Origin of the sequence: Micromonospora antibiotica, from assembly GCF_017599305.1 — a bacterium.
Lineage (GTDB): Bacteria > Actinomycetota > Actinomycetes > Mycobacteriales > Micromonosporaceae > Micromonospora > Micromonospora antibiotica.
In genome coordinates this window covers 12,516-35,893 of the sequence record NZ_JAGFWR010000035.1, presented here as the reverse complement: position 1 = coordinate 35,893, position 23,378 = coordinate 12,516, and the positions used below count along the sequence as shown (strand labels likewise).

General features: G+C 73.4%; 20 protein-coding genes. 8 read left to right on the top strand and 12 right to left on the bottom strand.

All coding sequences use genetic code 11. From position 1 onward, the window contains the following. Positions 1-33: 33 nt before the first annotated feature. Positions 34-714, bottom strand: a complete 681-nt coding sequence (locus JQN83_RS31035; RefSeq protein WP_208570708.1) for a DUF305 domain-containing protein — start codon at positions 712-714, stop codon at positions 34-36. A 139-nt stretch (positions 715-853) separates the two neighbouring features. Between JQN83_RS31035 and JQN83_RS31030 the strand changes: the two genes are divergently transcribed. Beyond that, positions 854-2,308 carry an LVIVD repeat-containing protein gene (locus tag JQN83_RS31030; protein WP_208570707.1) on the top strand — a complete coding sequence of 485 codons (1,455 nt, stop codon included), beginning with the start codon at positions 854-856 and terminating at the stop codon, positions 2,306-2,308. Positions 2,309-2,402: 94 nt separating this feature from the next. On the opposite strand, the gene JQN83_RS31025 is transcribed toward JQN83_RS31030, so the two are convergent. Next, positions 2,403-3,437 carry a linear amide C-N hydrolase gene (locus JQN83_RS31025; protein ID WP_208570706.1) on the bottom strand — a complete coding sequence of 345 codons (1,035 nt, stop codon included), beginning with the start codon at positions 3,435-3,437 and terminating at the stop codon, positions 2,403-2,405. A 153-nt stretch (positions 3,438-3,590) separates the two neighbouring features. Here JQN83_RS31025 and JQN83_RS31020 point away from each other — a divergent pair, with 153 nt between their 5' ends. After that, the gene (locus JQN83_RS31020; protein WP_307799960.1) at positions 3,591-4,817 is read left to right on the top strand and encodes an SLC13 family permease; all 1,227 of its coding nucleotides are present in this window, start codon (positions 3,591-3,593) and stop codon (positions 4,815-4,817) included. A gap of 40 nt (positions 4,818-4,857) precedes the next feature. On the opposite strand, the gene JQN83_RS31015 is transcribed toward JQN83_RS31020, so the two are convergent. The 3 genes from JQN83_RS31015 to JQN83_RS31005 form a co-directional block, all read right to left on the bottom strand. Beyond that, positions 4,858-5,814 (bottom strand): hypothetical protein, encoded by a 957-nt coding sequence (locus tag JQN83_RS31015; RefSeq protein ID WP_208570705.1) that lies wholly within the window; start codon positions 5,812-5,814, stop codon positions 4,858-4,860. Between the two features lie 211 nt (positions 5,815-6,025). After that, the gene (locus tag JQN83_RS31010) at positions 6,026-8,287 is read right to left on the bottom strand and encodes a glycoside hydrolase family 9 protein (protein ID WP_208570704.1); all 2,262 of its coding nucleotides are present in this window, start codon (positions 8,285-8,287) and stop codon (positions 6,026-6,028) included. A gap of 115 nt (positions 8,288-8,402) precedes the next feature. Then, positions 8,403-8,930, bottom strand: coding sequence for a 2'-5' RNA ligase family protein (locus tag JQN83_RS31005; RefSeq protein WP_208570703.1), 528 nt, complete (start codon positions 8,928-8,930; stop codon positions 8,403-8,405). 100 nt (positions 8,931-9,030) lie between these two features. On the opposite strand from JQN83_RS31005, the gene JQN83_RS31000 reads away from it, so the two are divergent. Then, positions 9,031-10,752 carry a DEAD/DEAH box helicase gene (locus JQN83_RS31000; protein ID WP_208570702.1) on the top strand — a complete coding sequence of 574 codons (1,722 nt, stop codon included), beginning with the start codon at positions 9,031-9,033 and terminating at the stop codon, positions 10,750-10,752. A gap of 57 nt (positions 10,753-10,809) precedes the next feature. Here JQN83_RS31000 and JQN83_RS30995 read toward each other — a convergent pair whose 3' ends face one another. Together JQN83_RS30995 and lon are read right to left on the bottom strand one after the other, a co-directional pair. Continuing rightward, a complete protein-coding gene (locus JQN83_RS30995; protein ID WP_208570701.1) occupies positions 10,810-11,181 on the bottom strand; it encodes a DoxX family protein in 372 nt (123 codons plus the stop codon). Between the two features lie 132 nt (positions 11,182-11,313). Beyond that, positions 11,314-13,650, bottom strand: coding sequence for an endopeptidase La (gene lon / locus JQN83_RS30990; protein WP_208570700.1), 2,337 nt, complete (start codon positions 13,648-13,650; stop codon positions 11,314-11,316). A 243-nt stretch (positions 13,651-13,893) separates the two neighbouring features. On the opposite strand from lon, the gene JQN83_RS30985 reads away from it, so the two are divergent. Then, the gene (locus JQN83_RS30985; protein ID WP_208570699.1) at positions 13,894-14,241 is read left to right on the top strand and encodes a histone-like nucleoid-structuring protein Lsr2; all 348 of its coding nucleotides are present in this window, start codon (positions 13,894-13,896) and stop codon (positions 14,239-14,241) included. A 422-nt stretch (positions 14,242-14,663) separates the two neighbouring features. On the opposite strand, the gene JQN83_RS30980 is transcribed toward JQN83_RS30985, so the two are convergent. After that, positions 14,664-15,983 carry a hypothetical protein gene (locus JQN83_RS30980; protein ID WP_208570698.1) on the bottom strand — a complete coding sequence of 440 codons (1,320 nt, stop codon included), beginning with the start codon at positions 15,981-15,983 and terminating at the stop codon, positions 14,664-14,666. A 306-nt stretch (positions 15,984-16,289) separates the two neighbouring features. After that, positions 16,290-17,420, bottom strand: a complete 1,131-nt coding sequence (locus JQN83_RS30975) for a hypothetical protein (protein ID WP_307799957.1) — start codon at positions 17,418-17,420, stop codon at positions 16,290-16,292. Positions 17,421-17,423: 3 nt separating this feature from the next. On the opposite strand from JQN83_RS30975, the gene JQN83_RS30970 reads away from it, so the two are divergent. Further along, positions 17,424-18,533: a DICT sensory domain-containing protein gene (locus JQN83_RS30970; protein WP_307799955.1), complete on the top strand. Its 1,110-nt coding sequence runs from the start codon at positions 17,424-17,426 to the stop codon at positions 18,531-18,533. Positions 18,534-18,550: 17 nt separating this feature from the next. Continuing rightward, on the top strand, positions 18,551-19,267 hold the full coding sequence (locus JQN83_RS30965) for a helical backbone metal receptor (protein ID WP_208570697.1): 717 nt from the start codon (positions 18,551-18,553) through the stop codon (positions 19,265-19,267). A 32-nt stretch (positions 19,268-19,299) separates the two neighbouring features. Here JQN83_RS30965 and JQN83_RS30960 read toward each other — a convergent pair whose 3' ends face one another. Beyond that, a complete protein-coding gene (locus JQN83_RS30960) occupies positions 19,300-19,989 on the bottom strand; it encodes a CBS domain-containing protein (protein ID WP_208570696.1) in 690 nt (229 codons plus the stop codon). A 223-nt stretch (positions 19,990-20,212) separates the two neighbouring features. Here JQN83_RS30960 and JQN83_RS30955 point away from each other — a divergent pair, with 223 nt between their 5' ends. Both JQN83_RS30955 and JQN83_RS30950 read left to right on the top strand, forming a co-directional pair. Continuing rightward, positions 20,213-20,776: a DoxX family protein gene (locus tag JQN83_RS30955; protein WP_208570695.1), complete on the top strand. Its 564-nt coding sequence runs from the start codon at positions 20,213-20,215 to the stop codon at positions 20,774-20,776. Positions 20,777-20,948: 172 nt separating this feature from the next. Continuing rightward, a complete protein-coding gene (locus JQN83_RS30950; RefSeq protein ID WP_208570694.1) occupies positions 20,949-21,332 on the top strand; it encodes an FKBP-type peptidyl-prolyl cis-trans isomerase in 384 nt (127 codons plus the stop codon). A 67-nt stretch (positions 21,333-21,399) separates the two neighbouring features. Here the strand turns inward: JQN83_RS30950 and JQN83_RS30945 are convergent, their stop codons facing one another. Together JQN83_RS30945 and JQN83_RS30940 are read right to left on the bottom strand one after the other, a co-directional pair. Continuing rightward, entirely contained in the window at positions 21,400-21,768 is a 369-nt protein-coding gene (locus JQN83_RS30945; RefSeq protein WP_208570693.1) for an STAS domain-containing protein, read from the bottom strand. A gap of 178 nt (positions 21,769-21,946) precedes the next feature. Next, on the bottom strand, positions 21,947-23,221 hold the full coding sequence (locus JQN83_RS30940; protein ID WP_208570692.1) for a L,D-transpeptidase: 1,275 nt from the start codon (positions 23,219-23,221) through the stop codon (positions 21,947-21,949). Positions 23,222-23,378: the final 157 nt, after the last annotated feature.

Below are 23,378 nucleotides of genomic sequence, written 5' to 3'. Positions count from 1 at the left end.
CGGGGTCGATGCGGGCCCTGGCCCGGCCGGGGCTCAGAGCAGCTCGCGTAGCCGGGTCATCTCCACGGTCTGCTCGGTCGCCACCGCGGTGGCGAACTCGTTGAGTTGCTGGTCGACCCCGGCGGAGAGCAACTGGGTGGCCATCGTCACCGCGCCCTCGTGGTGGGCGGTCATCAGGCGCACGAAGAGCCGGTCGAAGGCGACGCCCCGGGCGTCGGTGAGCTGCCGGATCGCCTCGGGGGTCTGCATGCCCGGCATCCGGCCGTGCTCGTGGCCGGGTTCCTCGGCGGCCAGGCCACGGGCGTCGAGCCAGCCGCGCAGCAGCCCGACCTCGGGTGCCTGGGCACCCCGGATCCGCGCGGCGATCGCCTTGACCTGGGCGCTGGCGGCCCGGTCGGGGGCCAGCGCGGCCAACTGGAGGGCCTGCTGGTGGTGCGGGATCATCATCCGCACGAACCAGACGTCGAGGGTGTTGTACCGGGGCGTGCCGGGCTCGCGGACCTCCTGTGCGGGCCGGGTCGCGGCGGGCTCGCCCGGCCGGCCGGGCACGATCACCGCCGGAGCGTCCGCCGGGAGGGTCGGCGTCGGGGTGGCCGTGCGGCCCTGCGCCGCCGGGGACGGCCGGTCGTCGGGGCGCAGGGCCACCCCGACCGACACCAGGACGGTGACGGCGACTGTGACGGCGAGCAGGACGCGTCCACGTGGGCCGGTCATGCGGCTCCCCCTCCGGTCGAGGTCGACGCGATCGTATCCATTCACCGCGACGAATAGATGTGACGCGGATCACATCAACTCTCATCACTGGCTAGTAAGGTGCCAGATACGCATCGTCCCCTTTCGAAGGGTTCCGCCGATGATCAGGTTCTCCCTGCCCCGACCACGGCAGCTGAAGATCGTCAGCGTGGTCGCCGCCGGCCTGCTGGTGGCGAGCGTCGCCACCAGCCCGGCAGGCAACGCCGCACCCGCCACCGCGACGGAGAGCGGGACGCCGGCAGCCCCCGGCCTCGCCGTCGACGAGGTCTCCAGCAGCCCCAACCTGCGCCAGGTCGCCAACCTGCCCAAGCAGGCGCCGTTCGACACCACCAGCGCGTTCGGCACCGACATGGCCTTCCAGGGTCGGTACGCCTTCGTCGGCAACTACAACGGCTTCGTCGTCTACGACATCGGCCGCCCCAGCGCCCCGAAGATCGTGTCGCAGGTGCTCTGCCCCGGCTCGCAGAACGACATCTCCGTCTACGGCGACCTGCTCTTCCTCTCCACCGACTCGTCCCGCACCGACGACTCGTGCGCCAGCGCGAGCCAACCGGCGACGGTGAAGGAGTCCTGGGAGGGCATCAAGGTCTTCGACATCAGCGACAAGGCCAACCCGCGCTACGTCAAGTCGGTGGAGACCGCCTGCGGCTCACACACCCACACCCTCGTCCCCGGCAAGGACCGCAGGGCCGTCTACCTGTACGTGTCGTCGTACAGCCCCCGGGCCGACTTCCCCGACTGCCAGCCGCCGCACGACTCGATCTCCATCGTGAAGGTCCCGGTGCACAAGCCCACCGAGGCGTCGGTGGTGGCCACCCCGAACCTCTTCCCCGACGGCGGCTACGAGGGCATCCCCGGGCAGACCTCGGCCACCACCGGCTGCCACGACATCACCGCCTACCCGGCCAAGGACCTGGCCGCCGGGGCGTGCATGGGCGACGGCGTCCTGCTCGACATCCGCGACCGGGAGGCACCCCGGGTGATCAACCGGGTGCGGGACACGGCGAACTTCGCGTTCTGGCACTCGGCGACGTTCAACAACGCCGGGACCAAGGTGGTGTTCACCGACGAACTCGGCGGCGGCGGCGCGGCCACCTGCAACGAGATCGTCGGCCCGAACCGGGGCGCGGACGCCGTCTACGACATCACCGGTCGGGGCGACGCCCGCACGATGGTCTTCCGCAGCTACTACAAGATCCCCCGCACCAACGCCGACACCGAAAACTGCGTGGCCCACAACGGCTCGCTGATCCCCGTACTCGGCAAGGACATCATGGTGCAGGCGTGGTACCAGGGCGGGGTCTCGGTCTGGGACTTCACCGACTCGACCCGGCCGAAGGAGATCGGCTTCTGGGAGCGCGGGCCGCTGTCGGACACCCAGCTCACCACCGGCGGCGCCTGGTCGACCTACTACTACAACGGGCACATCTACTCCAGCGACATCCAGAAAGGGCTGGACGTGCTCAAGCTCAACGACTGGCGCACCTGGACGGCCGACCTGGTCCGGATGCCCGAGCTGAACGTGCAGACCCAGGCCGGCTACCTGAGCTGGTAGCCCGACCAACCGACGACGAACGGCCCGGCCCCAGTGGGCCGGGCCGTTCGTGGTGCAGGGACGCCGTGCGTGCAGGGACGCGCGGGTGGCGGGGTCAGCGGATCGGCAACTGGTAACGGCGTTCCGTGCCACCGCCGGCCACGGTGACCAGCCGGACCTCACCGTCACGCAGCCCGTACGTCACCGACCAGCGGGTGTGCCCCTGCCGGACCTGGTCCAGCAGGCGCAGCGCCGCCGTCGGGTCGACCCGGCCGTCGGCCGCGTCCAGCGCCGCCGCGAGGACGCCGTAGCGGCGGTCGCGGCGACGCTGCTGCTCGGGCACGTCGACCACCGGCACGTTGGTCAGCGCCTGCCACCGCCCCTGCCCCCGCTGCACCCGCATCGTCCCCTCGACGAACTCGACCACCGCCGACCGGCCGCCCGCGTCGGCGAGCAGGTAGTGCAGTGGGGGCCCGCCGTCGAAGTCGAGGTTGTGCCGGCCGAACAGCGCCACCGCCTCGTCCACCGTGGCCGCCCGGTCCAGTACCAACCGCAGGATGCGCACCGACCCGACGGTGGGCCGGCCCGGCACCGGCTTCGCGGTGGCGTTGTCGTCGGCGGCCAGCCCGACGGCCAGCCCCCGCTCGTTCATCCCGTCGAAGGGCAGCAACGGCGCGTCGAGCAGCCGGCGGTCCCCGGTCGGGTCCGGGCCCACCCCCAGGTAGGACAGGTCGACCAGGGAGACCGAGGCGTAGCCCTCGGGGGGATCGGTGCGCAGCACCATCGCCGGGTTGGCGTCCCAGTCGAAGTTGCGGGCGAACAACGGCCGGGCCGGGTCACCGGAGGCGACGAACAACGAGCATCCGAACGGGCCGGTGTCCGGCCGGGCATCGGTGCCCACCGTCGGGTCGTAGCCACCGACGTAGGTCATCTCGTAGAGCGGCAGGTCGTCGACCTTGCGCAGGCTGTCCAGCGTACGCCGGGCCTGCTCCGGGTCCTGCCGGGAGGCGACCGGCGGGCTCGCGGACGCCGATGCCGAGGCGGTCCGGTCCGATTCGGTCGGGGTGGCCCGATCCGTCGGGGTGGCCTGGGCACAGCCGGTGGCGACGAGCGACAGGGCCAGTCCGGCCCCCAGCAGCATCCTGCGCATATCTCCTGAACGCTAGGGCAGCCGTGCCGGGATGTCCACCGTGGCGGTAACCGCGCACGCCGATGTGTCGGGCCCGCCGGTACGGGGTCGTCCGGCGGGCAGTTGCGGCCAACCGGCGTCGGTGCAGGGCCGGCTGTGCGAGGATCGTGCGCCGTGACACCTGCCGGCGGGACACCGCCCGTACCGACCCGACGGCGCCGCCGTCCGAGGCTGCACCCGCTGGACCGGGTGGCGATCGGGCTGGCCCTGCTGGGCCTCGGCGCGGTGGCCACCGGGCTGCTGCCCCGGGCCGACGCCGCGGCGACCCTGCACCGCATCCTGCCGCTGCTGCTCTTCCTCGGCGCGGTGGTGGTGCTCGCCGAGCTGACCGCCGTCGCCGGGGTGTTCGACGTGCTGGCCACCCGGCTGGCGATCGCCGCGCGGGGCAGCTTCGCCAGCCTGTTCCTGCTCTGCGTCGGGTTCGCCTCGCTCACCACCATCGCCCTCAACCTGGACACCACCGCGGTCCTGCTCACCCCCGTGATGATCGCGCTGGCCCGCCGGCTGGGCACCGCCCCGGGGCCGCTGGCGATGACCACGGTCTGGTTGGCCAACACCGCCAGCCTGCTGTTGCCGGTGTCGAACCTGACCAACCTGCTCGCCGCCGACCGGATCGCGCTGACCCCGGCGGCGTACGCGGCCCGGATGGCGTTGCCGCAGGTCGCGGCGATCGGGGTGACCATGGCCGGGTTGTGGCTGTGGTACTGGCGGCGGGGGCGGCGCGACGCCGACCGGTTCACCCCTCCCCCACCGCACCGGCCGACGGACCGGCTGCTGTTCGGCACGGCGGTCGCCGGCTGTCTGCTGCTCGTCGCCGGCATCCTGGCCGGGGTGGAGATCGGGGTCGCCGCCGCCCTCGCCGCCGGGCTGGTGGTGGTCGGCTTCGCGGTCCGGTCCCGGCGGACCCTGCGCCCGGCGCTGCTGCCCTGGCGGCTGCTGGTCTTCGTGACCGGCCTGTTCCTGGTGGTGCAGACCCTCGGCCGGCACGGGCTGGACGACCTGGTCTCCGTGCTGCTCGGGGACGCCGGGGGCACGGTGGGGGCGTTACGCGCCGGGGGCACCGGGGCGTTACTGGCCAACCTGGTCAACAACCTGCCCGCCTACCTGGCCGGTGAGGCGGTGCTCCCACCCGGTGACGGGACCCGGCTGCTGGCGCTGCTGATCGGCACCAACGTCGGCCCACTGGCGGTGCCGTGGGCGTCGCTGGCGACCCTGCTGTGGTTCGAGCGTTGCCGCGCCGCCGGGGTGACCGTGCCGCTGGGCCGGTTCGTGGCGACCAGCGCGGTGGTCGCGGTGCTCGGCACCGTCGCCGCGGTGCTCGCCCTGCTGGTCGTCGGCTGACCCGACGGCGGTGTCCCGCCCGCATGGGCACGGTCGGCGTTCAGATCCCCATCTCGGCCTCGTACGCCGAGCGCAGCCGGGCGCGGGCGGCGGGGGCCAGGCAGACGTGCCAGGCCGGACCCTCGTCGATGACGTTCAGCTCACCGGCGGCCTGCCGGGCCAGCAGGATCTCGGCCAGCACCTCCCGCGCGCCGAACCGGGCGTACCAGGCCAGTTCCAGGTCCACCGCCCAGCCGAGGCAGTGGCTGCTGGGGAGCATGGCCGGCTGGCCGAGCCGACGCAGCCGGTACTGGTGTTCGGCGCTGTGGGTCAGGCTGGTCACCCACAGCGGCGGGGTGCCGGGCGGAGCTGACCGGCCGAACTCCCGGGCCAGGTCGTTGAGGAGCGCGACGACCTCCCGGCGGGTCCGGCGCAACGGCACCCCGGCGGTGGGCGGGGCGGTCTCCGGCAGCAGCCGGCCCCGGACGGCGCGTACCCCCCGGCCCAGGATGCTGGCCGGCTGTTCCCGGTAGCGGAAGCCGAGCAGGCCGCGGCGGCGCAGCCACTCCAGGTCGATCAGGTCGGGGTGCGTGTCGACCTGCTCGTCGGTCGCCAGGGCCGTCGTGTCCCGCCACCACATCAGGTCGATACGGGAGAGCAGGTAGATCCGGACCAGCGCGGTCAGGTCGGGGCCCGGGTCGCGCTGGTCGGGCTGGTGGCGGGCCAACTCCAGCAGCAGGGTCTCCCGGGCGCCCAGCACCCCCTGCCCGGTGGCGTCGAGCACGTCGGCGATGGCCGGCTCGCGCAGCCGCTGGTCGAGCAGCACCTGACGGGCGGCGGTGCCGGCGGTCCCGGCGAGCGCGCCGACCTCGACCAGCAGCTCGGCGACGGCCTGCCGGTAGGCGTCGAGGTCGGGGGCGGCCGGCCGTACGGGACGGGTCGGGGCGGGCGTCCGCCGGGCCGGGGCGGGCGGGGTGACGCCGGGTTGGGGGCCGGGGCTTCGGCTGGGCACGCGCATGGTCGGTCCTCTCCCGGTGCGACACGGTGCGGATGAACCTGAGGGCACCGTAACCGTGGTGAACCGGTGGAGACCGAGCATTCCTCCCACAGCCCCCGAAGGGCGACACGCGGCCGGCGGCGTCGCCCGGTCCCGCACCGGCCGGGGCCCGTGCGGGACCGTGACCGGGCCGCCCGTCGACGTGCGACGGGCGGCCCGGTGCGGGCGCGGGTCAGCGCAGGGTGCAGGCCGTCCCGTTCACCGCGAACCCGGTCGGGGTCGCGTTGGTGCCGCTGTAGGTGGCGTTGAAGCCGAGGTTGACCGAGCCGTTCGGCGCGACCGCGCCGTTGTAGCTCTCGTTGGTCACCGTGACCTCGCTGCCGCTCTGGCTGAACCGGCCCGACCAGCCCTGGCTGATCTGCTGGTTACCGGTGAACCGGAACGTCAACCGCCACGACGACCAGGCCGCCGCGCTGGTGTTGGCCAGCGTGACGCTGCCGGTGAAGCCGGTGCTCCAGCTGTTCGCCGAGTACGTCACCGCGCACCCACCGGCCGGCGGCGGCGTGGTGGTGGGCGGCGGGGGCGTGGTGGTGGGCGGCGGGGGCGTGGTGGTCGGCGGGGGCGGCGTGGTGGTCGGCGGCGGCGTCACCGTGGGGGTCGGCGTCGGGTCCGGGCCGGTGCCGCTGCCGGCCTGCTCGGCCGCCCAGTGCACCAGCCAGGCCAGCGCCGCGTTCCAGTTGATCGCCACCTCGTTGACCGAGTACGCGCCGATGTCGTCGATGAAGCATTTCTGCGGCTTGCAGCCACCGAGCTGGGCCTGCACGACCGGGTCCTGCAACTCGCTGTTCGGGCCGCCGGAGAGCGAGCCGGGCGGCGCGGTGGGCAGCGAGCCGTCGTTCTGGTTGGCCCAGAACCGGTGGTGCAGGTTGCGCACCGGCTTGTCCCCGTACCCGGCCACGTAGGACTGGTTGAGCGGGTTACGGCCGAGCAGGTAGTCGTAGGCGGCGAAGGCCCCGTTGCGGTACTTCGTGGTGCGGGTCAGGTCGTAGGCCAGGGCGAGCACGTTGGCGTTGTTGGCGACCGCGCCGTTGGAACCCCAGTAGTACGTGCCGTTGCCGCTGCCCGGGGCCGGGTAGCCCTGGTTGGCGATCTGGGCGAGCATCCGGTCGGCGAAACCGACGATCGCCGACCGGATCGCGCTCACGTCGCCGCTGGCCAGGCCGGTCGGCACCAGCACGAGGGTCGTGTCACCCAGCCCGGCCGTCCAGCTCCAGTCGTACGCGCCCCGGGTGAAGCCCGCTCCCCGGGCGTGCGGGGAGCTGCTCAGGTCGTTGCGGTAGCCCGTCGAGCCGGTGGTGGCGTACAGCTCGGCAGCCGCCCAGTAGAACTCGTCGCTGACGGTGTTGTCCTCGTACGCGCCGCCGCCGGTGTTGTCGGTGGCGGGGGCGAGCCGGTTCGGGTTGGCCTTCGCCGCGGCGTACGCCTTCTCGGCGGCGGCCAGGGCCCGGGAGGCGAAGGAGGCGTCGAACGGCTTCCACAGCCGGGACGCCTGGGCGGCCACCGCCGCCATGTTGAGGGTGGCGGCGGTGCTCACCGGGGAGAGCAGCCGGGGCTCGCTGTCCAGCTCCGGACGGGTGGGCAGCGCGGTCCAGTTCTGGTCGTGGATCTTGTGGTGCACCATGCCGGCGTTGGTCCGGCCGTCCGGCACCTGCATCTTGAGCAGGAACTCCAGCTCCCAGCGGGCCTCGTCGAGCACGTCCGGCACCCCGTTGGACCGCTCGGGGATGGCCAGCGTGCCGTCGGCGACGGCGGACTTGTCGGCCCCGTTCACGTACAGCGTGCGCTCGTAGATGTTCTGCAGCTGCCAGGTGGACAGGCCGCCGTTGACCACGTACTTGCCCTGGTCACCGGCGTCGTACCAGCCACCGCGCACGTCCAGGGTGTAACCGCAGGAGGTGCGGCACGGCACGTTGTTGTCCCCCCGGTTGGGGGCGACGTTGACGTGCCCGGCCGGGCGGGCGTAGCGGGAACCGACGTACTGGGCGTCGATCGGGGTGCCGCTGCGCTGGTGGTAGAAGAACGCCAGCGAGTCACCGCGCAGCCGGCGCACCGGGTCGGCCGAGATGTCGAAGGGGTAGCTGTTGCTCCCGCCCACCGACAGCACGTAGCCGGTGCCCGGGGTGTCGTAGGCCGAGAAGTCCGCGATGTGCACCGGGTCGCCGGAGAGCGCGTCGGTGCCCCGTACCGTGGTCTGCCCGGAGGCGACCGTGGCGCCGCCGGCGTTGCGCAGCGTCCAGCCGAGCGGGGAGTTCGCGGAGTTCACGACGGTGGCCTGCTTGGGCAGCCCCGGCACGTAGGCGACCTGGTTGACCTTGACCGGTGAGCCGGGGTCGGGGGCGGCGGAGGCGAGCTGCGGCACGGCCGCGAGCCCGCCGAGGGCGAGCAGGGCGGCGGCCGCGAGCGCGACCGGACGCCGTCGGACATGGTGGGGCATGGGGCCTCTTCCGGTGGGGATGGCAGTGACCACCCGACCGGACCGGCGCAGCAGTGACCCGCCGGGCGGTCGGATGGACCGTCGACGGGAGCGCTCCGACCACCATAGACCACCGTCAGTCCGCCGGGAAGTCACCGCCCACCGGCCGGACGGTCCGGGTGTCGCCGTCGTAGCTGCGTGCCGCCACGAACCGGCCCTCCGGCCGGTCACCGCCGACCACCGCGCGGGCCCGCCGCCGGTCGTGGTCGCGGAAGCGCAGCGCGAGGCTCAGGTGCGGCACCCAGTTCCCCGGGGCGTGCCAGGGCCGCTGCCCGTCCGCGCCGTCCAGTGCCGCCCAGACGGCCCCGTGCAGGGCGGTCAGCTCCGCCGTGGGCCGGACCAACCAGACCAGCGGCGCGCTGCCGTCGAGCACCGTCACCCGTTCCAGCCGGACCGGCAGGGGCAGCGCGGCATCGACGAGACCGGCGAGCCGGTCGACCGCGCCGGGCGGGAACGCCTCGACGGCGGCCAGCGTCAGGTGCGGCCGGTTCGTCGGGTGGCCGTGCCGGGCCAGGCTGGGCAGCCCCGCCCCGGCCAGCCTGGCCCACGCGGCGCGGACCGTCTCCTCCAGCACCGGGCAGCAGAGCAGTTCCACCGTACGCACGCCCGTCAGGCTAGCCCGCGGGCGGGCGCGGCTGTGCCGGTCGGCACGGTGGGGCCGGTCGGCGCGACGGCCCGACGGGGATGATGGAAAACTTTGCCCCATGAGTTCCGCACCTACACCGACCGACCTCTCCGCGCCCGACGACTCCGACGGCGTACCCGCCTTCGTCGATCTCGGGCTGCGCGCCGAGCTGTTGGGCGCGCTCGCCGCGCTCGGCTACGAGGAGCCCACCCCCATCCAGCGCGAGGCGATCCCGCTGCTGCTGGCGGGACGGGACCTGCTCGGGCAGGCGGCGACCGGTACGGGCAAGACCGCCGCGTTCGCCCTGCCCCTGTTGCAGCGGATGCCGGACGACCGCTCCGGCGGTGACCCGGTGTCGCTGGTGCTGGTGCCCACCCGGGAACTGGCCGTGCAGGTCTCCGAGGCGTTCCACCGGTACGGCAAGGACCTCGGGGCCCGGGTGCTGCCGATCTACGGCGGCCAGCCGATCGGCCGTCAACTGCGCGCCCTGGACCTGGGCGTGGACGTGGTGGTGGCGACCCCCGGCCGGGCGCTGGACCACATCGCCCGGGGCACCCTGCGGCTGGGCGCGCTGGCCACGGTGGTGTTGGACGAGGCCGACGAGATGCTCGACATGGGCTTCGCCGAGGACATCGAGGCGATCCTGGAGCACGCGCCCGCGCAGCGCCAGACGGTGCTCTTCTCGGCCACCATGCCGGCCCGGATCGACGGCCTGGCCCGCAAGCACCTGACCGACCCGGAGCGGATCCAGATCGGGCGGGAGCAGCCGGTCGCCGGGGAGGCACCCCGGGTCCGGCAGAGCGCGTACATCGTCACCCGGGCGCACAAGCCCGCGGTGCTGGGCCGGGTGCTGGACGTGGAGTCGCCGACGGCGGCGATCGTGTTCTGCCGCAGCCGGGAGGAGGTGGACCGGCTCACCGAGACGATGAACGGGCGCGGCTACCGGGCCGAGGCGTTGCACGGCGGGATGAGCCAGGAGCAGCGGGACCGGGTGATGGGGCGGCTGCGCGCCGGCACCGCCGACCTGCTGGTGGCCACCGACGTGGCGGCCCGTGGGCTGGACGTCGAGCAGCTCACCCACGTGGTCAACTACGACGTGCCGTCGGCCCCGGAGTCGTACGTGCACCGGATCGGCCGGGTGGGCCGGGCCGGTCGGGAGGGGGTGGCGATCACCCTCGCCGAGCCCCGGGAACACCGGATGCTCAAGACCATCGAGCGGGTCACCGGCCAGCGGATCACCATCGACAAGATCCCGACGGTGGCCGACCTGCGGACCCGCCGGCTGGCGTTGACCCAGGCGGCGCTGCGGGAGAGCCTGCTGGAGGACGACCTGGACCCGTTCCGGGTGATTGTCGAGTCGCTGTCGGACGAGTTCGACCTGATGGAGGTGGCGCTGGCAGCCGTCAAGCTGGCCCACGAGGCGGCCCTGCCCGGCTCCGACGACGACGACGAGGAGATCCCGCAGGTGGCGGTCCGTCCGCCCCGGGAGTCCCGGCCCGGGTTCGACAGCCGGGGCGGGGACCGGCGCGGTGGCGGCCGGCCCCGCACGGGCGGCACCGCGCAGGTCTTCATCGGCCTGGGCCGCCGCGCCGGGGTCCGCCCGCAGGACCTGGTCGGTGCGATCACCGGCGAGACCCGGGTGAGTGGCCGCGACATCGGCTCGATCGAGATCGCCGACCGGTTCTCCCTGGTGGAGGTGCCGCAGGGCGTCGCCGACGAGGTGATCGCGGGGCTGCGCAACAGCACCATCAAGGGCCGTAAGGCGACCGTACGGCGCGACCGTGGCGGCGAGGGGCACTGACCCGACACGCGACACCGGCCCGCACCCCAGGACGGGGGCGCGGGCCGGTCGCGTTCGTCAGAGCGGGTACGGCCCGAAGCGGCCCCAGGCGACGATCGCCGCCAGGATCAGCAGCACCACGGTCATCGCGGTGCCGGGGTGCTCCTTGGCGCGGGCGTGCACCACGATCGCGCCGATCATCACGATCACCAGCCCGACGGCGGCCAGCGGGGTGAGCACGGTGGCGATGCCGGTGAGACCGGGCAGGACCAGTCCCAGCGCGGCCAGCACCTCGACCGCGCCGAGCGCCTTGACCTGGGTGGGCGGGACGTTCTCCACCCAGCCCATCCGGTCGCGCAACTTCTCCTTGGGCTGGGTCAGCTTGGTCAGTCCCGCGCCGGCGAAGAGCGCGGCGAGCAGGATCTGCAGGATCCACAGGAACAGGTTCATCGGCGGTCGCCTCCGGGGGTTGCCACCGTGGGGGTGGCGGATGCGGTAACGGGGATGGTCAGGCTACGGCCCTGACGGCCCCCGACGCCCGGTGGGACGCCGAGGGCCGTGGAAGCGGTCGGGCGAGGCCGGTCAGGCGGCCCCGACCGGCCGGCCGCCGAGCGTCTCCGCGTCGATCTCGGCCGGGCGCAACGCCAGGGCGAGCACGTCGGCCACGTCGGCCAGGGTGTGCACGGTCAACGCCTCGCGTACCTCGGTGGGCAGGTCGTCGAGGTCCGGCTCGTTGCGGGCCGGGATGATCACCTCGGTCAGGCCGGCCCGGTGCGCGGCGAGCAGCTTCTGCTTCACCCCGCCGATGGGCAGCACCCGCCCGGACAGCGTCACCTCACCGGTCATCCCGAACTCGGGCCGTACCGGCCGACCGGTCACCAGCGACGCCAGTGCGGTGACCATGGTGATGCCGGCGCTCGGGCCGTCCTTGGGCACCGCGCCCGCCGGCACGTGCAGGTGGATCCGGCGTCCGGCCAGGACGTTCGGGTCGAGGCCGTAGCGCCGCCCGTTGGCGCGCAGGTAGGACAGCGCGATGTGGGCGGACTCCTTCATCACGTCGCCGAGTTGCCCGGTGAGGGTCAACCCGGGCTCGCCGTCCATGCTGGTGGCCTCGATGAAGAGCACGTCACCGCCGGCGCCGGTGACGGCCAGGCCGGTGGCCACGCCGGGCACCGCCGTGCGCTCCGCCGACTCCGGGGTGAACTTCGGCCGGCCCAGGTAGCCGGCCAGGGTGCCGGTGTCCACCCGGACCGGGGCCGGGTCGGTCGTCAGGGTCACGGCGACCTTGCGCAGGATCTTGGCCAGGGCCCGTTCGAGCTGCCGGACGCCGGCCTCCCGGGTGTACTCGCCGGCGATCAGCGCCAGCACCTCGTCGGTGACGGTCACCTCGTCGGCGGTCAGGCCGGCCCGCTGGAGCTGCCGGGGCAGCAGGTGGTCGCGGGCGATGGCGACCTTCTCGTCCTCGGTGTAGCCGTCCAGGGTGACCAGTTCCATCCGGTCCAGCAGCGGGCCGGGGATGCTCTCCACCACGTTGGCGGTGGCCAGGAAGAGCACGTCGGACAGGTCGAGGTCGACTTCGAGGTAGTGGTCGCGGAAAGTGTGGTTCTGGGCCGGGTCGAGCACCTCCAGCAGGGCGGCGGCCGGGTCCCCGGCGTACCCCGCGGCGAGCTTGTCGACCTCGTCGAGGAGCACCACCGGGTTCATCGAGCCGGCCTCGCGCAGCGCGCGGACGATCCGGCCGGGCAGCGCGCCGACGTAGGTGCGCCGGTGCCCACGGATCTCGGCCTCGTCGCGGACGCCGCCGAGGGAGACCCGGACGAAGTTGCGGCCCAGCGCGCGGGCCACCGACTCGCCGAGGCTGGTCTTGCCGACTCCGGGCGGGCCGGCGAGGGCGAGCACCGCGCCGGAGCCGCGCCCACCGACCACCCCGAGGTTGCGTTCGGCACGCCGGTTGCGCACCGCCAGGTATTCCAGGATGCGGTCCTTGACGTCGGCCAGGCCGGCGTGGTCGGCGTCGAGCACCGCCCGCGCCGCCGCCAGGTCGGTGTCGTCCTCGGTACGGGTGCTCCACGGCATCTCCAGCACCGTGTCCAGCCAGGTACGGATCCACCCCGCCTCCGGGGAGGCGTCGCTGGCCCGTTCCAGCTTGCCGACCTCACGCAGTGCCGCCTCACGGACCTTGTCCGGCAGGTCGGCGGTCTCCACCCGGGAGCGGTAGTCGGCGGAGCCGTCCGGCTCGTCCTCGCCCAGTTCCTTGCGGATCGCGGCGAGCTGCTGGCGGAGCAGGAACTCCCGCTGGGACTTCTCCAGCCCCTCCCGGACGTCACTGGTGATCTGTTCGGTGACCTCCTGCTCGGCCAGGTGGTCCCTCACCCAGCCGACGAGCAGCTCCAGCCGGGCGGTGACGTCCTGAGCGGCGAGCAGTTCGGTCTTCTGCGCCAGGCTGAGCCACGGCGCGTAGCCGGCCGCGTCGGCCAGCTCGGACAGGTCGGTCATCCGTTCCATCGCGTCGATGACCTGCCAGGCGCCCCGTTGCTGGAGGACCGAGGTCATCAGGGCGCGGTACTCGCGGGCCAGGTCGCGGGCGCGGCCGGCGGGGGCGGGTTCGTCGATCCGGGTGGCCTCCACCCAGAGGGCGGCGCCGGGTCCGGGGACGCCGGAGCCGATCCGGGCACGGGCCAGGCCACGCACCACGGCGGCGGGTTCGCCGTCGGGGAGGCGGCCCACCTTCTCGATGGTGGCGATCGTGCCGACGGGGCCGTACTCGCCGTCGATGCGGGGTACGGCGAGCAGGGTGTTGTCGCCGCCGGCCCGGGCGGCGTCGACGGCGGCCTGGGTGGTCGGGTCGAGGGTCACCGGGATGACCATGCCGGGGAGCAGGACGACGTCGGTCAGGGGAAGTACCGCGAGGGTTGCCATCGGACACCTGCCATCACTTGAGGTTGAGCGTGTCTCACTCAAGTCACAAACCGTGCCCCATGTTCCGGGATGTGACCCAGGACACATCCCGCCCGCGCCTCCACCCTCCGCCAGCATTGGTCGGACCCGGATTTCCCAGGATTGACCCGACCCGCCAAATGAAAGAGAGGCGTATTGTTGCGGATTTGCCGTCAGATACGTCAAACTCTTAGCACACCCCGCTCAACACAGGGAGTAATGGCGATGGCAAGGAAAGTAATCACCGTTCTGACCGACGACCTCGACGGCGGAAAGGCCGATCGGACCGTCGAGTTCAGCCTGGACGGGGCGGCGTACACCATCGATCTCTCCGACGAGAACGCGGGGGTGCTGCGCAAGACGCTCGACGCGTACATCACCGCTGGCCGCCGAATGGGGCGGGGCGCGGTCGAGACCGGTCGGCCGGCTCGCCGCCCCGCTCGCGCCGGGGTCTCGGGAATGGACCGCGAGCAGAACCGCGCCATCCGGGAATGGGCGACCAAGAACGGCCACGAGATTTCCGAGCGTGGCCGCATCCCGGTCTCGGTCGTGGAGGCGTGGAAGAGCCGCTGAGGGGCGGTCAGGTCACGAACGGACGCGCCGGGGTCACGCTGAGATAACAGCGGCGACCCCGGCGCTTTTCGCCGTGTCCACAATTTCCACCCGCTGCGCCGTCACCGAAAACCCTTGCCGGCCCGCCCGGCCCTGACCGCCCGGAACGCCCCCTCACCCCGGGCCGTTCGGGACACACCGCACCGCGGGACGCCCGGAACGCCCGGAACGCACCGCTGGCCGTCCGCAACGCACCGTCCCGCTGGCCGTGGAATGCGTCGCTTCGCTGGCCGCCCGGAACGCGGGGCCTCCGGAACAGGATCGCCACCCGCCGGCCGCACCGGGCCGCAGCGTCGGCCTCCGGAAGAAGTGGACCCACCCGAACGGCCACGGGCCGCCCCGGGAGTGCCCGGGGCGGCCCGTGGCCGTTGTCGCCTGTCCGGTCAGTTGACCCGGATGCGCACCACGTCGAAGGCGGGGGTCTGGTTGGCCCGCTCCATCATCGGCACCCGGTGCGAACCGTCACCGGCCCAGACCGCGCACTGCGCCGTACCCGACTGCGGCAGGCCCGGGATCTGGATGGTCACGTCGTCGGACTGGTTGCCGCCCTTGCCGTCCTCGGTGGCCACGAAGAACGCCGGGACGTCCTGCGGGTTCGACGGGGCCTGGTTGGTGTTCTGCAGCATCCGGCAGGCGGTGTGGAAGTGACCACGGGTGAGGCCCTGACCGTTGAGCACCGAGCTCTCCAGGTAGTAGCCGCCCTGCCCGGCCGCCAGGAACCGGTCACGGACCAGGTTGCGGGTGGAGACCTTCAGGCTGAACGCCTGGTTGCGCTGCACCTGGTTGGGGAACTGCGTGATCAGCAGCGACGGGTTGTTGGCCGCCGCGCCGACCTCGCCGAACGCGGTGCTGACGCAGCGGTTGCCGTTCTGGAAGCCGTCGTGCGGCTGCAACCGGCTGTTGGCGCAGTCCTTGGCGAGCACGCCCAGGGCGTTGCCGTTGTTGCCGTTCTGGCCGCCGTTGTTGTTGCCACCGTTCTGGCCACCGTTGTTGCCGTTGTTGCCGCCGTTGTTGTTCTGGCCGCCGTTGTTGCCGTTCTGGCCGCCGTTGTTGTTGCCACCGTTCTGGCCGCCGTTGTTGGCGGCGGCGGCGACCTGGCAGCCGGCGAGCTGCTCCAGGCCCTGCGGGCGCTGGGCGAACCGGCCGATCGCGGTGGCGATCCGGTTGAGAGCGGACCGCCGCTTGTCGGCCAGCGGGCCGAGGATCGCGTTGTCGATGAACGCCTTGCCGTTGCGCCCCTCGGCCGACAACCGCTTGTTGGCGTCGTCGATCTGGGTCTTCAGCAGGGCGAGTTCCTTGTCCACCTCGGCCTTGGCCTGGGCCGGGATCTGCGGCAACCGGGGGGTGACCTCCGGGCAGGCCACCGTCGAGGCCAGCGTGGTCACCGGCGCGTTGCCGGCCTTCACGGCCTGGCACTCGGCGACGGACATCTGGCCGTCACCCCAGTGGTTGCGGACCCACCGGCCGTTCTGCCAGGTCTGGGTGGTGCTGCCCCGCCCGCTCGGCGAGGTGGCGCCGGGGCTCGGTGCGACACAGGCCGACGAGACGTTGCGGGCCTGCTGCTGCCGCGGTTTGTCCCCGGCCGATGAGATCTGGGTGACGGCGGCAATACCGCCGAAGACGACGAGCGCACCGACCGCCGCCAGCAGCCGCTTGCTCCGCGCGTTACCGGACGACCGGCGTGCCCCTGTGGACCTGCGCATCGAATTGCTCTCCTTCTCGATCCGGTACCTGACTCGTGTCCCCGACGAGGAGACGACCTTCGGGTCGGTCTCCCCCACCGGGGTCACTGCGACGTTCCGGTCGCACGTCGATGGCCGACGATGCCTTTCCGCACCGTCCGCCGCGTCGGGTGGCGCGGCTGGGAAGATCCTGTCCATTCCCGCTTAGGTACGGGCCGGCCCGGACGAAGGTTCAAAGCGGATCGAGGAATCCGGGACCATTTTTCGGCCGGGCCGGATTGTCACCACACGTCGCCGGAAAATGACGGCGGGTCGTTCCCGGGTGGGTCAGTCCCCGCAGAGGTGACCGAAGGCGAACGGCGTGGCCAACTCGTCGCGCCGGTCCCGCAGCACGCAGATCTGCCGGCGCAGCTCGTCCCGGTCGAGCAGGGCCGATTCGTCGGCCACAGCCACCGCCGGCCGGTCAGTCACCGCCAACCGGTCGCCCACCGCCACCGCCGCGAGGTCCTCGGCCAGCCGGGCGGAGTCCACCCCGCAGTGCCACCGCGCCTCGGACACGGTGACCCGCTCCACCAGGCAGCGGCCGGGCCGCACCTCGACCCAGCTCCACCCCTCGGCCGTCCCGTCGCGCCACCGCACGTGCAGCCCGCGCACGATCGGATCACTGAGCCGCCGCGACACGTACGCCTCGACGGCCGCCGCCCGGGACAGCGCGCCGAGGTCGTTCACCGCTCCGGTGCGCCCGTCGGGCAACCGGCCGACGATGTCCCGGTAACCGACCGGGATGTCGTCCGGGTCGTCGCCACCGGCACCAGCACCGGCGGCGTAGGCGCGGGCGTCGATGACGTACGTGATGATCCGTCGGCCGTGGTCGGCGGCCCGCAGCGTCGGCGAGCCGATCCGCAGCACCGGCAGGCCCACGGCGGCGCAGACCGCCGCGACCATCCGCTCGGTCCGCTGCCCCGCCGACCCGGCCGGCGCGGTCGGGCCGACGGTCAGGGCGAACAGCGGCACGCCGGTGTCGGCCGCGCAGACGACGTGGTCGAACTCCGCGCGCAACGCCGAACTCCACTGGTGCCCGGTGACGCCGGCCGGCCGCCGCGACACCAGGTCGCCGAGCCGACGGGCGGGGTACACCGCCTGGCCGGCCCGGACGAACAGCGGCGCGGCCCCGGCCGGAACCGGCCGCAGCCGGGCCCCGTCGTCGGTGGCGGTACGCGTCATCGTCGGGTCGGTCCGTCCGTGGCAGGAGAGGTGACCGGCCGAGTCTAGGACGTCGACCCCCGTGCCCGCCTCGTCGGTGCGGCCGGTGGACCCGGCACCGAGCGGTCGATACGGGCGGCGGGCCGGCGCTGGGCCGTCGAAGCGGACGATGAGCCCGGCACCCGGGCCGTCGATGCGGGCGGCGGGTCCCGCACCAGGCGGTTGGTGTGCCCCGACCGGGATCTCTACGCTCACGGGGTGCTGCACGACGGACCGGCCCCGGAACTGTTGACCAAGCGGAGTCTCGTCACGGTCTCCCACGCCATCGAGCGGTCGGCGCTGGCCACCGCCGAGGACGGCCCGCTGGTGGTGATCGCCCTGTTCCAGCGGATGCCGTACTTCCAGCGGGAACGGGCCCGCTACACACGCATCGCCGCGGGTGCGGCGGTCACCGTGGTCGGACTGGTCGGGCAGACACCGCCGGAGCTGCCCGACGGGGCGTACCCGGTGGCGCTGGAGGAGACCGAGGAGCTGGCCCGGGAGTGGAGCGTGGTGGCCCTGACCCCCCGCTTCGGGGCCAGCCTGGTGGCCCGGGACCGGCGGGAGGTGGTGGCCGCCGACACGCTGGAGGAGGGCCGGCTCTTCGCCGGCCGCTGGGGGTTCCGCCGGGACGAGGCGCTGCACGAGGTGATCCGGCTGCGGGCGCACCTCGGCGACCGGCTCCCCCCGGCCGCGCTGACCGCTATCGATCAGGTGCTGCGCCGGGTCCGGGACCTGCCGGCGACCCCCGGTGAGAGCCGGGCGGAGGCGGCGTTGCGGCTGATGGCCGAGCGCGTCGACCGGGCCCCCCGTGGCGGGCCGGGACGGTCCGCCGAACCGGTCGCGGGACCGCCGGGCCTGGTGGACGAGCCGGCCCTGCGCCGCTGGACCGGAATGGACGGGGTGACCGCCGCCGGCACCCTGCCGGTGGCCCTGATCGGGGTCCGGATCGGTGACCCGACCCGCGCCGCCGAACGCTTCGGACGCCGCAGCACCGCCCGCGAGGCGCAGGCCGTGATCGCCGCGCTGACCGCCCCACTGCGCCCGCTCGACCGGGCGATCCGCCTCGCCCCCGACGAGTACCTGCTGGTCCTGCCCGCGTTGAGCCGGGAGGAGGCGCTGGCGGTGGCCGGTCAGGTGCACACCTCGGTCGCCGGGCTGGCCCGGTCGTACCCGTTCGTGTCCTTCGCGGTGCACACGGCGGTCACCGTGACCGACCGGCGGCCGATGCCGGTGGCCGAGGTCCGGCACGCCGTCGAGTGGGCGGCCCGGGAGGGCGTACCGATCGCCACGGTGTCCCGGGAGACCGTCGCGAGCGCCGCCCACTGAGCACGGGAAGGGACACGATGCGGGTCGTCTCGCTGGTGCCGTCGCTGACCGAGGCGGTGGCGGTGACAGTGCCGGAGCTGCTGGTAGGGGCGACCGACTGGTGTGTGCACCCGGCGGGTCTGGACGTGGCCCGGGTCGGCGGCAGCAAGTACCCCGACCTGGATCGGGTCCGGGCGCTGCGGCCGGACCTGGTGCTACTCAACGTGGAGGAGAACCGGCGGGCCGACGCCGACGCGCTCAGCGCGGCCGGGGTGCCGGTGCTGGTCACCTACCCGCGTACCGTGCCGCAGGCCCTGGACGAGTTGGCCGGGCTGCTCGCCGCGCTGGGGGTGACCGGGGAGCCGGGCTGGCTGACCGACGCCCGCCGGGCCTGGGCCGCACCCGCCGTCGGGGCCGGGGCACGCCGGGCCGTGGTGCCGGTGTGGCGACGGCCGTGGGTGGTGCTCGGCGGGGACACCTTCGCCGGGGACGTACTGCGCCGGCTCGGCGTGGTCAACCTCTACGACGACGACCCCGAGCGCTATCCGCGCCCCGACCTCGACGCGTTGCGGGCCCGCCGGCCCGACCTGGTGGTCCTGCCCGACGAGCCCTACGCGTTCACCGCCGACGACGGGCCGGACGCCTTCCCCGGCACCGACTGCGCGCTGGTGTCCGGCCGGCACCTCACCTGGTACGGCCCGTCGCTGGCCGAGGCACCCGCCCTGCTCACCGCCCAACTCGCTGCCCCGGTTTGACCATCCGTCCCGGGCGGGTGCTCGGGTGACGGTCAGGCCACCGGGGTGATCCCCCGCTCCACCAGGCCGGCGTCGTCGACGTCGTACCCGATGGTGCTGGTGACCTGGACCACGCCGCTGACCTGGCCGGCGAGTTTCTCCGCCAGCTCGGCGGCGGTCCGCCGGTCCAGCCGGCCGTCCAACCGCACCGCGCCGTCGCGGACCTGCACGGTGACCAGCCCGTCCCGCACGGCCAGCACCCGCCGCAGCACCTCCTGCACCACGTCCTCGCGGATCTCGGCGTCGGTGCGCAGGTGCACCCGCAGCAGGTCGCCGCGGGTGACGATGCCGACCAGCCGGCCCAGGTCGTCGAGGACCGGCAGCCGCTTGACCGCCTCCCGGTCCATCAGCCGGGCCGCCGCCGGCAGCGACGCCCCGGGGTGGGTGGTGACGGCCGGCGCGGTCATCAGCTCCTTCGCCAGCAGCGCCTCGGCCTTCTCCCGGGACACCCGACGACGTCGCCCGGCGAAGACCCGCCGCTCCTCCTGCACCCCGGAGTGCTCCACCTTGTGCAGCAGGTCCGCCTCGGACACCACCCCCAGGACCCGCTGGAAGCCGTCCACCACCGGCACCGCGCTGATGCCGCGCCGGATCAGCACGTCGACGATCGCCCGGTAGGGGGTCTCCTCCCCCACCGTGGCGACCTCCCGGGTCATCACGTCGTCCACCTGCCATGTCCTCATCACGACCTCCTCGGGCTCTCCCGGCCGACGTTAGGGCCGGCCCGACCGGTCGGGGCAGAGGCGGACGGACCGGTGCCGTGGAGGCCGAAGGTCCCGTCGGGAGGCCCGTGGCAGGGGACTTAGGTCCCGCCCCGGCACGTACCGGTCGGCCCTGCCGGGACGGCCGCGAACGGCGTGGAATGTAACTGCCACCGGGAAGTGCGGTGCCAGGCAGAGAAGGGACGTGGGAACCATGACCGCGACGATCGAGCGGAACACCACCGCAGGGACCGCACCGGTGGCCGGAACCGAGACCACCCGGCAGCGCGCCGCCCGCTACGTCTGGGCCGGGACCCGGATCGCGCTCGGCTGGATCTTCCTCTGGGCCTTCCTGGACAAGCTGTTCGGCCTCGGCCACGAGACCGCGACGAAGAACGCCTGGATCAACGGCGGCAGCCCGACCAAGGGTTTCCTGGCCTTCGGTGCGAAGGGTCCGTTCCAGGGGCTCTACCAGGACATCGCCGGTGCGGCCTGGGCCGACTGGTTGTTCATGATCGGCCTGGCCGGCATCGGGGTGGCCCTGCTGCTGGGCATCGGGATGCGGCTCGCCGCGGTCGCCGGTGGCCTGCTCATGGTGCTGATGTGGACCGCCGTCCTGCCTCCCGAGAACAACCCCTTCATGGACGACCACCTGATCTACGCCGCGGTGCTGGCCGGTCTCGCCCTGGTCGGCGCGGGGAACACCCTCGGCTTCGGCCGGGTCTGGGCCACCCTCCCGCTGGTACGCCGGTTCGGCTGGCTCCGGTAACCGACCGCGACAGCCGACCGGCCGGCAGGGGCGCCACCTCGACGGTGGCGCCCCTGCCGCGCGTCCACCCCCGCCCGTGGGGTCCGGCGTCGGGCCCTACGGGAATAGGTCCGTCACGATCGGGCAGGATCGACACCGACCGGACGATCGTGCGACGACGAGGAGATCAGCAATGAACACGCCCCAGGCAGGTAAGCCGGAGATCGGCCCGATCGAGGGCGCACCCCCGGCCGACCTCGTCATCGAGGACATCACCGTCGGCGACGGCCCCGAGGCCCAGCCGGGCCAGCTGGCCAACGTGCACTACGTCGGGGTGTCCCACTCCACCGGGCGCGAGTTCGACGCCTCCTGGAACCGGGGTGAGGCGTTCGAGTTCCCGCTCGGCGGCGGCCAGGTCATCGCCGGCTGGGACCAGGGCGTGGTGGGCATGAAGGTCGGCGGTCGTCGCCGGCTCACCATCCCGCCGCACCTGGGCTACGGCAGCCGGGGCGCGGGCGGCGTCATCAAGCCGAACGAGACCCTGGTCTTCGTCGTCGACCTGCTCGGCGTCCGCTGACCACCGGCGGGGTCGCCGGCACCGGCCGGCGGCCCCGCCGGACACCGGCGGGCGGGCGCGTGGGCGGTCAGGCGCAGGCGGCCAGGGGGCGGTGCGTGACCCCGACCGGGGCGTCGCCGTGCCGGACCGCGATGATCCGGTGCAGGCCGGTGGCGCGCAGCACCCGGGCGACCACCGGATCGGGGTCGACCACGACCAGCTCGCCGCCCCGGGCCCGGACCCGCAGGTGCGCGGCGACCAACGCCCGCACCCCGGCGGCGGAGAGCACCCGGACACCGGACAGGTCGAGCCGCAGCAGCGGACGGACCGGTGCGGCCCAGAGGGCGACCCGGAACTCGCCGACGGTGGCGATGTCGATCTCGCCCACCACGCGCACCTCGACCACGTCGTCGGCCACCCGGAGCCGCACGTGGAACCGGTCCTCTCCCTGCGTCATGCCCCGAATCTAGCCCCCACCTCCGACGTTTCCGCCCTGCCAGAGGCGGGTTTCCGGGTAGTCCCAGGGTCGCCCCGGAGCTGACCCTGACTCCTCCTCAGGGTGGACCCACGCGGTGTGCCGTGGTCGGCCCGTCGCGACGGGCCGACCACGGCACACCACACCTACCCGGGCCTGGTCAGCCGCCGCTGGCCGACGGCGCGGGGGCCGGCGACGAGCCACCGGCGACCACCCCCGGATGCGGCGGGCTGGTGGCGGGCGCCGGCTTCAACCCCGGCGGTACGGGCAGCGCGCTGCCCCTGGCGAACTCGGCCCAGCCCGTGTTCCAGGCCGTCCAGCCGTTGCCCGGCCGCAGCGGCACCTCGGTGCCCTTCACGGTGACCAGGTCGCCGACCTGGGTGACGCCCATCAGCCAGTCGGCGGCGGTGGACGACACGTTGGCGCAGCCGTGCGAGACGTTGGTGTAGCCCTGGTCCCCCTCCGACCACGGCGCGGCGTGGATGAACTCGCCGCCCCAGGTGAGGCGCTGGGCGTCCTCGACGTCGACCACATAGCCGCCGTCGGGCTCGCCCCGGGTGTCGAAGCGGGTCTGCTGGTGCTTCTCCATGATCACCATCTTGCCGCTGGAACTCGGGGTGCTCGGCTTGCCGAGACTGACCGGGATCCTGCGGACCAGCTTGCCGTCCTGGAAGACCGACATCTGCTTGGTGGCGTTGTCGATGTCCAGGGCGACCTGCCGGCCGATCTTCGAGGTGGACCGCCGGTCGGCATCACCGACGTACTCCTTGCCGATCGGCAGCCCCTCCAGCGCGGACCGGACACTGATCGTCGTCCCGCTGCGCCAGAAGTCGGGCGCGCGGTAGTAGACCTGACTGCCGTCCTCCAGCCACGACCAGGTGCCCGGCTGCGGCGGATCGGTCTTCACGAACAACCGTCGCTGCACAGCCGCTCTGGCCGCTGCGGGAACTGCCGGTTCGAACGCCACCGTCACCGGCATCGCGGTGCCGTACGTCTGGTTGCCGGCGAAGTAGAGCACGCTGGTCAACGCCTGCCGGGTGGTGTTCGCCACCGTGGTGAACGTGGTGCGCCCGACGGTCGTGCGGCCCGCGTCACCGGTCGCGGTCACCTCCGCGGTGTAGGTCCGGCCACCACTCAACGGGGCCGCCGGCACCCAGCTCGACCCGTCCTCCCGCGGCTCCCCGGCGACGGACTTCCCCTTGTCGTCGGTGAGCTTCACACTGGTCACCCGCCCGTTGTTCACGGTGGTGCCGACCTCCGCGCTGACCGGTACGTCCTTCGCCCGATCGGCCGGCGTCACCGACACCGTGGGGGCCGCCGGCCCACCGGGCGCCGCCCCGGCCGCCGGCTTCCGCTCGGCGGTACACCCGCCGAGGACCAGCGGTGTGGCTGCGATGGTCACCGCCAGAAGCGTCAATCGCCGCCTCACGTCCATATTCCCGTCCCCCCGTTCCCCGTCCCCTTGGCCACATTCTGTACGGCGTTTCTCGGGCCGGGTCACGCTTTCGGGGAACCGGGCGGGCAACGGCCGGCCTTATCGACCCCATCGATGCCGGACGGGCCGCACGGGCACCGGATGTCCGGGATCGACC

Bases quoted from the DNA above. Each gene is read 5' to 3' on its own strand.
- JQN83_RS31035 (WP_208570708.1), bottom strand. From the start codon at position 714: ATGACCGGCCCACGTGGACGCGTCCTGCTCGCCGTCACAGTCGCCGTC.
- JQN83_RS31030 (WP_208570707.1), top strand. From the start codon at position 854: ATGATCAGGTTCTCCCTGCCCCGACCACGGCAGCTGAAGATCGTCAGC.
- JQN83_RS31025 (WP_208570706.1), bottom strand. From the start codon at position 3,437: ATGCGCAGGATGCTGCTGGGGGCCGGACTGGCCCTGTCGCTCGTCGCC.
- JQN83_RS31015 (WP_208570705.1), bottom strand. From the start codon at position 5,814: ATGCGCGTGCCCAGCCGAAGCCCCGGCCCCCAACCCGGCGTCACCCCG.
- JQN83_RS31010 (WP_208570704.1), bottom strand. From the start codon at position 8,287: ATGCCCCACCATGTCCGACGGCGTCCGGTCGCGCTCGCGGCCGCCGCC.
- JQN83_RS31000 (WP_208570702.1), top strand. From the start codon at position 9,031: ATGAGTTCCGCACCTACACCGACCGACCTCTCCGCGCCCGACGACTCC.
- JQN83_RS30995 (WP_208570701.1), bottom strand. From the start codon at position 11,181: ATGAACCTGTTCCTGTGGATCCTGCAGATCCTGCTCGCCGCGCTCTTC.
- lon (WP_208570700.1), bottom strand. From the start codon at position 13,650: ATGGCAACCCTCGCGGTACTTCCCCTGACCGACGTCGTCCTGCTCCCC.
- JQN83_RS30985 (WP_208570699.1), top strand. From the start codon at position 13,894: ATGGCAAGGAAAGTAATCACCGTTCTGACCGACGACCTCGACGGCGGA.
- JQN83_RS30980 (WP_208570698.1), bottom strand. From the start codon at position 15,983: ATGCGCAGGTCCACAGGGGCACGCCGGTCGTCCGGTAACGCGCGGAGC.
- JQN83_RS30965 (WP_208570697.1), top strand. From the start codon at position 18,551: ATGCGGGTCGTCTCGCTGGTGCCGTCGCTGACCGAGGCGGTGGCGGTG.
- JQN83_RS30960 (WP_208570696.1), bottom strand. From the start codon at position 19,989: ATGAGGACATGGCAGGTGGACGACGTGATGACCCGGGAGGTCGCCACG.
- JQN83_RS30950 (WP_208570694.1), top strand. From the start codon at position 20,949: ATGAACACGCCCCAGGCAGGTAAGCCGGAGATCGGCCCGATCGAGGGC.
- JQN83_RS30945 (WP_208570693.1), bottom strand. From the start codon at position 21,768: ATGACGCAGGGAGAGGACCGGTTCCACGTGCGGCTCCGGGTGGCCGAC.
- JQN83_RS30940 (WP_208570692.1), bottom strand. From the start codon at position 23,221: ATGGACGTGAGGCGGCGATTGACGCTTCTGGCGGTGACCATCGCAGCC.